Here is an 11,709-nt window from a genome sequence, read left to right as displayed (position 1 = left end):
CCAATGACCCACATCCTAGTGGCTGAAGACGAACGTGATATCCGGGAACTCATTGCATTTACCCTGCGCTTTGCCGGGTATGAGGTTACAACCGTGAGCAACGGCGAAGAAGCCGTGCAGGTGGCGGCGCAGCTTCACCCGTCTTTAATTCTTATGGATGTGCGCATGCCGCGCATGGACGGCTATCAGGCCTGCCAGGCCCTCAAGGCCGACCCGGTGCTGAAAGACATCCCTGTAGTTTTTCTCTCGGCCAAAGGTCAAGAATCTGAGATTCAAGCCGGGCTGGCTGCCGGGGCAACCGATTATCTGCTTAAGCCATTCGCTCCGGATGAACTGACCCGGCGCGTGCGCGAATTGTTGGAGAGACATCCACCAACGATGGGAACATGAGCGCGATCCTGCTGGAAGACGCCATTGTGCATTATGAAGTCCTGGGGCGAGGCCGCCCGGTCATCTTTCTGCATGGCTGGGTAGGTTCGTGGCGTTATTGGATTCCGATGATGCAGGCGGTTTCATTGAATTATCGCGCCTATGCGCTGGATTTATGGGGTTTTGGGGACACGGCCAAGAACCGGCGCTATCGGTTGGATGATCAGGTTGAACTCCTGGTCGCTTTTATGGAGAAAATCGGGATTCTCAAAATTGCACTCATTGGGCATGGACTAGGGGCTTTGGTTGGAATGCGCTTTGCGGCGCGCTATCCCGAGGCAGTGGATCGTCTAATGGCGGCTAGCCTGCCATTGGGCCGGGATCAGGTCAGTCATCGGCTGCGGAACACCAGCCCGGATGATTTGGCGCACTGGTTGCTCAGCGGCTCTCCTCTCACTGAGCCCGTGTTGACGGATGCGATTAAGACCGATCCCCAAGCCGTGCTCACCTCATTGGATGATTTAAGGGAGTTAAATCTGGTGAGCCTCTGGCAAGAGTTCCGTTTGCCTTGCTTGCTGGTCTATGGATTGGATGATCCTTTGATCGAGCCAGCTTCAAATGAGCAGATTAATTTAATGCCCGAGAACATGCACCTGGTCTACTTTGAGAATGCGGGGCATTTTCCGATGTTGGATGATAGTAGCAAATTTAACCGCTTGACCAATGATTTTTTGGCCCTTCCGTCCGGGGAGAGTCCGCGCCAATTACAACTCAAAGAGGAATGGAAGCGGCGGGTGCGCTGAAGGAACACCTTGGCAACGCCGTGATATTTTGGGGCGAATTGAGCCTGCTTTGAACCTGGGGTACCGCAATGACCATAACGGCACTACGTCACCGAGATCGCGTGCAGCGGGTTTTTTATTGCACGTTTCGGGCTTTACGCCATCGGAATTATCGCCTCTGGTTTACAGGGCAGTCCATCTCGTTGATCGGCACCTGGATGCAATCAGTTGCCCAGCAGGTGTTGGTCTATCGTCTGACTGGCTCAGCGGCGGCGCTAGGCATGGTTAGTTTTGTGGCCTTGATTCCATTGGTGCCGTTTTCGCTCTGGGGAGGGGCGGTTGCGGATCGTTTGTCCAAGCGCCAAGTGGTGTTGATAGCACAATTCGTGATGATGGTGCAGGCGTTCATCCTAGCCGGACTAACCTGGAGCGGTTGGATTCGTATCGGGCATGTGTATGTGTTGGCTTTTATCCTGGGAGCCGCTAACGCCGTGGATATGCCAGCGCGCCAAGCGATGACTGTGGAGTTGGTGGAAGGCAAAGAGGATCTTACCAATGCCATTGGCCTAAACTCAGCCATGTTCAACCTGGCCCGCACCGTGGGTCCGGCGTTGGCGGGTGGCCTGGTGGCGACAACGGGTGAGGCAACCGCGTTTTTGATTAATGGATTGACGTTTATAGCGGTTATCGCCAGTTTGTTGGCTATGCGGGATTTGCCCATCCCAGAAGCAGATCCTTCGGGCGCGCAAGATGGGAAGTACCTATGGCAGGGTCTGCGCTTCGCCTTAGGGCAGGAAGTCCCCCGTTTACTCATCGCCATCGTGGCTTTAAGCGCTTTACTTTCCATGCCTTATACTACCTTGATGCCAGTTTTTGCCCAGCGAATATTGTTGGAAAGCGCTCGTCCAATCATAGCAGCCATGTGTGAAGGGCCTCTGGGTGCCTTTTCGTGCCGTGCGCCTGAGGCATTGCCGCTGGGGTTGCTGTTGACAGCTGTGGGGGTGGGGCGGTGCTGGCGGCACTGACAGTTTCGTCGTTCCCGGGGCGTACTCGCCGGGGAATGTGGCTAACCTTAGGTAGCCTTGGTTTCCCAAGTGCGCTGATTGCTTTCTCCTTTTCACGAACGTTTATACTCTCATTGGGTTTGATGTTTTTAGTCGGGTGGTTCTTCGTCCTCCAAAATGCATTGGCGAATACCCTACTTCAATTGCATACCCCAGATGCCTTTCGCGGGCGGGTAATGGCCGTCTATTCGATGACCGTTCAAGGGATGATGCGTTTGGGCGGCTTACAGGCTGGACTGATGGCAGACCGTGTCGGCGCTCCTGCCGCGATTGGGATAGGCGCGTTAGTTTCACTGCTGTTTAGTGGGCTGGTGGCCCTATACCGTCCAACCCTACGGCAACTGAGGTAATCTTACGCCATGCCCATGATATTTCGTGCCAAAACATAGGTTTGGAGGTGGGCCTCAACCGTGAGCTCAATCGGTTGCGCATAACCCCCGGCCATGACCAAGACCACCGGGATGTGGTGTGCCGAACAGGCATCTAGCACCATGCGGTCGCGTCGGGCTAACCCTTCCAGCGTTAAGTCCAAACGTCCTAAGCGATCCGCAGCAAGAGGATCTGCGCCGGCGAGGTAAAGTACGATTTGAGGGCGAAAGCTCAGCACGGCTTTTAAGCCCTCGTCCAGTGCAGCCAAGTAGGTAGCATCATCGCAATGGTCAGGTAAACCGATATCGAGGGTAGAAGGCACCTTGCGAAAAGGGTAGTTCTTTTCTCCGTGCAGGCTGAGGGTGAATATTTGTGAGTATGGCCCCAGGATGGCAGCAGTGCCGTTGCCTTGGTGCACATCCAGGTCTACCACCGCAATCCGGTGCACCCACCCGTGCTCGAGCAAGGCCATCGCTGTAACCGCCACATCGTTAAACACGCAAAATCCCATTCCCTGGTCGGCCAGGGCGTGGTGAGTTCCGCCGGCCAGGTTTCCGCTAATACCATCGCGCAAGGCGTGTTGAGCCGCTTGCCAGGTGCCTCCGACACTCAATAATGAGCGCCAAGCAAGTTCGGGGCTCCAGGGCAATCCAATTTGGCGTTCAATTTGGGGTGAGAGAGTGCCTTCTAAGACCGCCTGGATATAGGAGGGGGTGTGGGCCAAAGCCAGCAGGTCCAGCGGAATCGGTTCCGCCGGATGGAACCTTGTGGGGGGGATAATGCCTTGCTGAAGCAGGGCCTCGCGCAGCAGGCGGTATTTTTCCGCCGGGAAGCGATGCCCTGAGGGAAGGGGAAACTCGTAATGGTCCGAGTATAAGACGTGCATGATTAACCCTTGGCAGCCATGACTGAAGGGATTATAGTTACTTGAACAGCGAACGTCTATCCCTAGTTATGGAGGTGTCAAACCTATGGAGAAGCGTTTTGGGGCTTTGCGTGTGATTGGAATTATCTTTAAGGTTTTGGGGGTGATTGTTTTTCTGATAGCCCTGATTGCGGCGGTGGCGGCTTTGGTTGGCGGGGCGGCCCGCATGCTTGGTCCGGGCGATTGGCGTTTCATGATGCGTGGCTTGGGGGTGTTGAGCAGCCTGTGGATCCTGCTTTGGGGCGCGATCAGTGCGGTGTTTCTCTATGGCATTGGAGAAGTGCTGGATCTATTGATCGCGGTGGAAGAAAACACCCGCGCCACCCGCCTCTTGCTTGAACGTGAGCGCGGAAACACCCCTTAGAATGGTCTCAGTAGATGTTCCGAAACTGAATGAACCAAAGGCGTGTGATATTAGCGCACGCCTTTGGCGTTTAAAAATTGTCCATACCGCTTATCACTATCGTAGATATGGTTTCGCAGCCAATCTTTGAGAAAATTCATGACTGTAATGGAGAGGGCGATTTGGCCACTGCGGTACTCTTCCCGTAACTCCAGTACCTGCTGGGTCAATTCTTCATGTTGCTGATGGTGGATGGCGTAATCAGGATAGCCGTAGCGCACCATTAGTGCTTCTTCAGAGGCAAAATGGCTGCGGGTATACTCTACCAATTCATCAAAGATGTCGTTTAGAACGGCACGACCTTGGCCGGCGCTCATTGCCTCATAGAGTTTCTGGGCAATGGCGAACAGGCGTTTGTGCTGTTCGTCATACTGTGCTACCCCAATACTGTAGATGGAGTTCCACTCAAACATTATTTTGCTCTCCCTGATTCTTCTATCTTCAAATAAATTATCGCCAAAATCTGTTCGCATTCCATAAAGTAGAGGTTAATTTAACTTATTCGCCCTCCTGCCACCAAGCAGCACCCAGGACACCTGGACCAGCGTGGGCTCCAATCACGGGTGTCAATTCCGTTAAGTAATGCTCATAGGGTTGGAGGAGTTCAACAAGGCGTTGATAAAGCATCTCGCCCTCTTCCAAGGCATCGGCGTGAAAACAGATAAGAGCCACAGTTTTTCCGCCCAAATGTTTTTGCATCCAGTCAACCATACGCTCAATGGCTCTGCGGCGGGTGCGTTCAACGCTTTCCATGCGGATATGCCCCTGATAGAGGGAGAGCACCGGATACAGGCGAAGCGCCGATTCTAAAAGAGGGGTAATCACACTAACCCGACCACTGTGAGCGATGAAGTTGAGAGTATCCAGGACGCCAATGATGCCAATGCGGGGGATCAGGGCGGGCAAGGTATCAATGATCTGCTCGGCACTGGCACCGCTGGCGGCGATCCTGGCTGCGGCAAGTGCCAGCAACCCTTGCGCTGGTCCGGCCAGGCGTGTGTCCACCACGCGAGCCTGCAAACCTTCTTCGGCTGCCATTTGGGCAGCCAGGCTGGCACTGAAGAAACATTGGGTGAGCTCTGCCGGGGGAGTTAGAATCAGAGCCGTTTGGTCTGAGCCAACCGCCTGGCGGATAGCTTGCAGATATTCTCCGGGTGCGGGGGCAGAAGTCTTCGGCAGTAGACCGTCGCTGCGTAAACGCTGGTAATAATCGCGGGTATCCACATCGAGCCCATCGCGGGCAACCCCCTGGGGCAAGATAAGCGCCATAGGCAATATATGGATGCCTTCGCGTTGGCAAAGGTCGGGGGGCAACGACGCCACGCTGTCGGTGAGCACCACTGTGGTGGCTTTGGGTAGGGGAGTGATGCGGGGATGGAGTAGTTCATAGAGCAAGCGACGCGCATTGCGGGTCTGACGCCAATGTGCGAAGATTTCGGGTAGGGAACATACGGCGGTGGTGAAAGCGAGGATTATCGGCGTGGCGATGATCCAGGGATCATAGCCATCCCAGTAAATGAGCAACATGAGCACCGGAAACCCCAGTAAGGTGGCTAGGATGCCACTACCACCGCTGCCCAGGTAAATCATCCCATAAAGCGGAAGAGCCATCAGCGTTTGCTTGGGGGTGAGGGCGAGCAACACACCTAAAGTGGTGGCCAGCCCGCGGCCGCCGCGGAAGCGGAAGTAGAGAGGGAAACGATGGCCCAACACAGCAGCAACACCGGCAAATACCGTGCAAACCTCGGGTGCAAGCGAAGCGCGTGCCACCAGGATAGCAAGGCTTCCCTTGGCAATATCCACAATCGCCACGAAGGCCGCCGGTTTAATCCCTAAGTGACGGGCAACATTGGCGGTACCGGCGTTGGCGTCACCTAAGGTGCGGATATCCCGCCCGCTCCACCAGCGGCTGACCAAAATAGCCCCCGATAGTGAGCCGATTAGGTAGCCTGTAAGTACCACCCACACACATGTCATTGTCCCTCTCCCTCACCCAAGGACTTATTGGCCATGGGCTTCAACCGCACGACAATTTTGCTTTGGGGGTGGCACCAGCAATCATCCCCTTCGTGCTCCTCTAAATTATTATAGCTGTTGTGTCGCAGATGGGTTCGAGCAGATTCAAGGTTGGGAACTTCAAACGTGAGTTCGATTTCGGTATGAGATGGGGCTGAAGCATCTTGCAGAATTAAGTCCAGACCTTCTCCAAGCGAAAATACGACCTGTTGGTCTGAGGAGGTGGGGACCAACGGCAATCCCAATCCCTCGGTAAAGAGGGTACGATATATGGACAGGTTTTCCACCTGCAGGCGAATGCTCCGCAACCACCCGCGGGTGGAGGGGGATGAAGTGCTAAATAACCGGCGTAGCCAGCGATAACCCAGGAAACCGGGCGTCATGGGGTTGAAATCACCTCCGGAACGTGGGGTTGAGCGTTTAGGATATCCGTAGTTTCTGGCGTATGGCCTTCGATATAGGTGTGCTGCCAAACACGATCAGCCATTTCCTGGTACGTTCGCGCGTAATTCATTAAACCCTCTGCATAGGAGGGGTCAAGTAGAGCAGCACGGGCATTCTCATCACTGGGTTCGGGCTCGTGTTCTTTGATGAGCCGACGCAGGACATCATGATGATCACGAATCAGGCACGGGGCGAGAAGGTTCTGATGCTGGTAACTCGCCTGCCATCTTCGTATGCCGGTAAAAAACGGTTCGCGGTACACATCATTAAGATTGTCGCCCCGCGCGTAAACGTCCTTGATGTTGACCACGGCATACGGCACAAACACGCATGGACTGACGTTGCCATTCCAATCCACGTAAAAGTACCCGCCTTTGCCGTAGCCTCCCGCGGAGATGCACCCTCCGACTAGCGTGCCATGGTTCCAGAAATCGGCCAAGAGGATGCGCTTTTCGCGGATGAGACGCCAGGATTGTTGCCACATCCACAACCGTTGCTGAGGGGTGGGCATCAAATCCAGGGTGAAAGAACGCCCAATTGGCATGTACTGGAAAATCCAGCCGTAGAGGGCGTGTCGCTCAAAGAAGATGTAATCAATGAATTCTTCTGAGAGGATGATCTCGGCATTGTGCCGCGTTGCTGTGAGCGAAACCCCAAATGGGACGCCAGCCTGATAGAGGCGGTCCATAGCCGCCATGACGTTGTCGAAGACCCCGTGACCACGGCGTTGATCGGTCTGCTCACGCCAGCCTTCGAGCGAAATGGCCGGGGTGAGGTTACCCAATTCACTTAGGCGTTGGGCGACCTTGTCGGTGATCAACGTGCCGTTGGTGTACATCAAAAAGAAGGTTTTAGGGTGAGCAGCGGCTAGATCCAGGATGGTCTTACCTTGGGAACGATATGCCAAAGGCTCGCCGCCGCTGATGACAATAAACTGTGCTCCCCACAGTGTTTCGGCTTCGGTGACCAGGCGGTCTACGATTTCCCACTCCAATTTTTGGGAATTGGCGCCAGAATCGGCATAACATCCCACACAACGTAGGTTGCACCCCTTGAAGGGGCTGATGGTGAGGAAAGAGGGTTGATCATAACCATATTGTGCGCGGAAGGTTTTTGCGGCTTCGTGACGACGTTGTTTTTCCAGAAACAGATCCCGGATCAGCGTGTTGAACAGCCCTTGCAGCCAGGCCTTGGAAAGGTGGTACTCGGTGAGTGCACGCTCTGCAACCCGTAATAGGGCCAGAGCAAAGGCTTCTTGATCGGCGATCAGGCTGGGCAAGTCATTCCCGGCTAGCCGCTGGGCGTTGAATTGTTCATGAATTTGGCTCTCGATAGTACGCACAATCCAATGACGAGTGGTTTGGCTACGTGCCAGTAAGGGAGCTAATTCCACCACTCGATTGGTTAGCAGACTAAGGTGGCGCAAAGGCGTGAAGGAAGTTGTGGTTGAGGTTTTTGTCGTCATGAATCACCTCCGTTGATGGTCAAGATGCTAAATATAAAATACCCCCATCTGTGGATGGGGGATTGGATCAAAAGTGTTATTTGGGTGTTAAGCGCAGGCCAAATTAAGGTTGATATACTATGAAGTTATCAAAGAGGATCTCAACCCCCGGCTCGGCATACGTGCTTGCTATCAGGCCGACATCACCTTCTTGTAATGTCTCATCATTAACGGTGCGCAGCAAGGTGCCGTTAGCGTGTAGGCTTAGGGTATTGCCCACGCAATCGGCTCGAATATGGTTGGTGGTTGTTCCCTGCCGAATAGCAGTGTGGGATTCTAAGTTTTCAGCCCCGATGATCTGTGTTTCACCGTTAACTTTCTTACCGATGCCAAAATAACCATCGCTACTTATAAGGAAGAAGTAGAAGTTCTGAATATCCACATATCGGCAAAGGACCCCAAAGTCGTTGTCATCCGGACCGGCAACCTTGGTAGCATCCACTTCAATTCGCACATCTTTGAAATTCAGATTGGGATTCGCCCATACTTCCAGGTTAGGGGTATCCACGCGAATGCGGTAAGCACCATCCCCAGTGTAATCGGTCACACCATCGCTATCTTGGCGACGATCCCATCCGCTATCCGGGTCGGAGAAATCATCTTGGAACAGGATCTCAACCTGCGGCGTAGCCGTAGGCAAAGTTTGACCTTGGAATCCGCAGGCCAGTGCAGGCATTGTAAGGATAACCAATCCCAGAAAAAGAACCCAAAAAGCATTGCGCTTGCGCATGATGGGCACCTCCTTTGGTAGCAAAATCTGACTTATTTTAGCGTGTTTGACAATATTTTTGAAGAGATTGAAGGTTGGGGGATTGACAATTTGCGGCTGATGTTTATAATAATTATAAAATTATAATGATTATAATTTAGGAGTGAATACAAAATAAAATGGAGACAACATTTCTTCTCGATTCCCTACGTAAAGCAGGCCTGCGAATTACCCCGCAGCGCCAGGCAATTTGTGAACTTCTGGCGACCAGCCATGACCATCCGACCGCGACCATGATCTATGAGACCCTTAAGCCACGCTTTCCCTCCTTGAGCCTGGCAACAGTCTATAACACCCTAGAAGTCTTGGTGCGGCTAGGTGCAGTCAATGTCTTAGGAAATGCTGGGGATGGCATGGCGCATTATGACGCCGACACCGATCCGCACATTAACCTGGCGTGTGTCTCCTGCCACAAGATTGTGGATTTCCCAAGCCAATATGTGCAGTTTTTAGACGAAGAGATCAGCGCCGCTTCGGGCTATCGGTTGCTGGGAGCGCGCGTGTTGTACTACGGGCTTTGCCCTGAATGTCAGCAAAAGACATCCATCACACGGAGGGAAACCGATTATGATCACCGCCGAGACAACGCCTGAACAACGTTTTTCCAATGTACCCCCTTCGGGCTTGCGTTGCACCGATGTTTTTGCCGATACTTTGAGAGGATATGCCGGAGTTAAAGCCGTCCATTATGACTACAATCAGGGGCGCTTGCGTCTGATTTATGACCCCGAGGTGATCTCGCCCGAACGTGCCCTCAGCCTGGTCAATGAAGCTGGCCGGTTAGCGGCGGGGCGTGCTTATCAATGTGCTGCCCGCCGCGAAAACAGCGAAGCGGCATGTGCGTTATGTGCTTTGCAGTTGGGTCAAGGGCTGGGGTTAGATCCAGAACGGGTGGTATTTCGCAACGGTATCCTAGAGGTGACATGGGCTGAGGCGGTTCGGCCTGCGGCGGAGGTAGAGGAACTTTCGGCCCATTTACCCGGGCGGGAGATCACCCCCTCTCGCCTGGATGAGCGGCATATACAGGTCATATTTACAATTCTCACGGCATTTTTTACCTTAACGGCGTTGTTGCTCCAACGTTGGGATGCACCTGCACCAATTGTCAATGGGTTATTTGCTCTGGCATATCTCACCGGGGGCTGGTTTGGGCTGTTGGCGAGTTTGGAAGCTCTGCGGGAAAAAACCCTCAATGTGGATTTGCTCATGATCCTGGCGGCGTTGGGGGCGGCATTTATCGGTTCACCCGCGGAGGGGGCTGCGCTTCTCTTCCTGTTCTCGCTTTCTAATACCCTTCAGGCCTATGCCATGGATCGCAGCCGCAAGGCCATTGAGAAATTGTTGGACTTGCGTCCCCAAGTAGCCACCGTGAGGCGGGGTTCACGTTTAGTCACGCTACCGGTGGAAAAATTGGTACCCGGGGATATCATCGTGGTGCGTCCCGGTGAGCGCTTCCCGATTGACGGCGAGGTCATCAGCGGTGCGTCAGAAGTTAATCAGGCGACCATCACTGGTGAATCCATGCCAGTGAGCAAGCAGGTAGGAGATTCGGTTTTTGCCGGCACTGTCAACGGCAACGGTAGTCTGGAAGTGCGGGTAACACGCTTGGCACACGATACCACCTTGGCGCGCATTGTCCAGATGGTCGAAGAGGCGCAGGCCAATAAGGCTAAGACTCAACGGGTGCTGGATACTTTTGAGCAGTATTATGCCTTTTTCGTGCTTGGAGCTGCGGTTCTGTTAATTGTGATCCCTTATTTTGTCCTGGGGCAACCCTTTTATCCTACGTTCTACCGGGCCATGACCTGGTTGGTGGTTGCTTCGCCTTGTGCCTTGGTGATCTCGACCCCTGCCAGTATCCTTTCGGCCATTGCGAACGGCGCGCGCAACGGGGTGCTTTTCAAAGGGGGTGTGCATTTGGAGCGAGCGGCCAGACTCAAAGTGGTGGCCTTTGATAAAACCGGTACACTGACCCATGGGGTGCCTCAGTTAACAGGTGTTTATCCTTTGGAGAACCTGGATGAAAATACCCTCTTACAACAGGTGGCCGCTGTAGAAGCCCGTTCAGAGCATCCCCTTGGGGCTGCCATTGTGCGCGCGGCTCAGGAACGCGGTTTGTCCTTGCCCACGGCACTGAACTTCCGTGCTTTTCCGGGGCGTGGTGTCGAAGCCCAGGTTGAAGAACGCCATTGGCTGGTGGGCAATGTCCGCTTTTTTGCCGAACGTAATCTTCCCATCCCTACGGCACTCCAAGCCCGGATTCAGCAACTCGAGGCTGAGGGGCAGACAGTGATGTTGGCTTACACCAGTAACCTTTCCGGGCCCGAGGCTGGGGTGGGCCGTTTTGTCGGGCTTTTGACCGTAGCCGATGCCCTTCGTCCCGAGGCAGCCTTGATCGTCCAGGCGCTTAAGCGAGTTGGCATTGAGCGTGTGGTCATGCTGACCGGAGATAATGAGCGCGTTGCCGCGCGAATCGCGGCGCGCACTGGTGTGGATGCGTATTATGCCAATCTCTTGCCGCAGGATAAGGTGCGTGTCTTGCGAGAATTACGTGAGACTCATGGCTCGGTGGCGATGGTAGGGGATGGTGTCAATGATGCGCCCTCATTGGCAGCCGCCGATTTGGGGATTGCGATGGGGGGCGCAGGTACTGACGTAGCAATTGAGACGGCTGATGTAATCCTGATGTCAGATGATTTGCGCAAGATCCCCTATGCGTTGGGATTGGCGCGGCGCGCGCAACAGGTGGTGTGGCAAAATCTCTCATTTGCGTTAGCCATGATCGTCGTGTTGGTGGTAAGCACATTTGGTGCTACCCTGCCATTGCCATTAGGGGTTCTGGGCCACGAAGGGAGCACGGTGATTGTGGTCCTAAATGGGTTGCGCCTCTTGGCTTATCGTGGAACGGATACATGGCTATTCCAGCGAAAACCTATCTCGCGGATGTTGCGCCAGTTTTCTTCCTAGGTCTGGCTGGCTAATTCTTCTGGTCGCCTGTTCCGGTCTATCGGGCAGGCGACTGTTTTTAGCCTGACCGACGGTCATGGCCGACATTTGGGTTATA

The 11,709-nt window shown here is 54.0% G+C and carries 13 protein-coding genes; 7 read left to right on the top strand and 6 right to left on the bottom strand.

What is annotated here, in order from left to right; translation table 11 throughout:
- Nucleotides 1-3 precede the first annotated feature (3 nt).
- From AC01YT_RS04845 to AC01YT_RS04830, 4 genes are all read left to right on the top strand, one after another.
- On the top strand, nucleotides 4-390 hold the full coding sequence (locus AC01YT_RS04845; protein ID WP_476673199.1) for a response regulator transcription factor: 387 nt from the start codon (nucleotides 4-6) through the stop codon (nucleotides 388-390).
- Complete coding sequence (locus AC01YT_RS04840; protein WP_476673197.1) at nucleotides 387-1,172, top strand: alpha/beta fold hydrolase; 786 nt, start codon at nucleotides 387-389, stop codon at nucleotides 1,170-1,172. The genes AC01YT_RS04845 and AC01YT_RS04840 overlap by 4 nt, the downstream gene beginning before the upstream one ends.
- 68 nt (nucleotides 1,173-1,240) lie before the next feature.
- The gene (locus AC01YT_RS04835; RefSeq protein ID WP_476673195.1) at nucleotides 1,241-2,176 is read left to right on the top strand and encodes an MFS transporter; all 936 of its coding nucleotides are present in this window, start codon (nucleotides 1,241-1,243) and stop codon (nucleotides 2,174-2,176) included.
- Nucleotides 2,161-2,565, top strand: coding sequence for an MFS transporter (locus AC01YT_RS04830; protein ID WP_476673193.1), 405 nt, complete (start codon nucleotides 2,161-2,163; stop codon nucleotides 2,563-2,565). The genes AC01YT_RS04835 and AC01YT_RS04830 overlap by 16 nt, the downstream gene beginning before the upstream one ends.
- A gap of 2 nt (nucleotides 2,566-2,567) precedes the next feature.
- Here AC01YT_RS04830 and AC01YT_RS04825 read toward each other — a convergent pair whose 3' ends face one another.
- On the bottom strand, nucleotides 2,568-3,470 hold the full coding sequence (locus AC01YT_RS04825) for a histone deacetylase family protein (protein WP_476673191.1): 903 nt from the start codon (nucleotides 3,468-3,470) through the stop codon (nucleotides 2,568-2,570).
- 85 nt (nucleotides 3,471-3,555) lie between these two features.
- On the opposite strand from AC01YT_RS04825, the gene AC01YT_RS04820 reads away from it, so the two are divergent.
- Nucleotides 3,556-3,873 carry a hypothetical protein gene (locus AC01YT_RS04820; protein ID WP_476673189.1) on the top strand — a complete coding sequence of 106 codons (318 nt, stop codon included), beginning with the start codon at nucleotides 3,556-3,558 and terminating at the stop codon, nucleotides 3,871-3,873.
- A gap of 50 nt (nucleotides 3,874-3,923) precedes the next feature.
- On the opposite strand, the gene AC01YT_RS04815 is transcribed toward AC01YT_RS04820, so the two are convergent.
- The 5 genes from AC01YT_RS04815 to AC01YT_RS04795 form a co-directional block, all read right to left on the bottom strand.
- A complete protein-coding gene (locus tag AC01YT_RS04815; RefSeq protein ID WP_476673187.1) occupies nucleotides 3,924-4,325 on the bottom strand; it encodes a bacteriohemerythrin in 402 nt (133 codons plus the stop codon).
- A gap of 85 nt (nucleotides 4,326-4,410) precedes the next feature.
- Nucleotides 4,411-5,889, bottom strand: a complete 1,479-nt coding sequence (locus AC01YT_RS04810; RefSeq protein WP_424912815.1) for a glycerol-3-phosphate acyltransferase — start codon at nucleotides 5,887-5,889, stop codon at nucleotides 4,411-4,413.
- Entirely contained in the window at nucleotides 5,886-6,311 is a 426-nt protein-coding gene (locus AC01YT_RS04805) for a hypothetical protein (protein WP_476673185.1), read from the bottom strand. The genes AC01YT_RS04810 and AC01YT_RS04805 overlap by 4 nt, the downstream gene beginning before the upstream one ends.
- Nucleotides 6,308-7,837, bottom strand: coding sequence for a radical SAM protein (locus AC01YT_RS04800; RefSeq protein ID WP_476673183.1), 1,530 nt, complete (start codon nucleotides 7,835-7,837; stop codon nucleotides 6,308-6,310). Before AC01YT_RS04800 ends, AC01YT_RS04805 begins: the two co-directional genes overlap by 4 nt.
- 103 nt (nucleotides 7,838-7,940) lie before the next feature.
- The gene (locus AC01YT_RS04795; protein ID WP_424913205.1) at nucleotides 7,941-8,606 is read right to left on the bottom strand and encodes a hypothetical protein; all 666 of its coding nucleotides are present in this window, start codon (nucleotides 8,604-8,606) and stop codon (nucleotides 7,941-7,943) included.
- 158 nt (nucleotides 8,607-8,764) lie between these two features.
- On the opposite strand from AC01YT_RS04795, the gene AC01YT_RS04790 reads away from it, so the two are divergent.
- Entirely contained in the window at nucleotides 8,765-9,238 is a 474-nt protein-coding gene (locus tag AC01YT_RS04790) for a Fur family transcriptional regulator (RefSeq protein ID WP_476673180.1), read from the top strand.
- Nucleotides 9,213-11,612: a heavy metal translocating P-type ATPase gene (locus AC01YT_RS04785; protein ID WP_476673178.1), complete on the top strand. Its 2,400-nt coding sequence runs from the start codon at nucleotides 9,213-9,215 to the stop codon at nucleotides 11,610-11,612. The genes AC01YT_RS04790 and AC01YT_RS04785 overlap by 26 nt, the downstream gene beginning before the upstream one ends.
- The last annotated feature ends 97 nt before the right edge of the window (nucleotides 11,613-11,709 follow it).

It is taken from the genome of Thermanaerothrix sp. (assembly GCF_056331585.1).
Note: the sequence above shows the minus strand (reverse complement) of the source record. Positions and strands in the feature narration are given on the sequence as shown.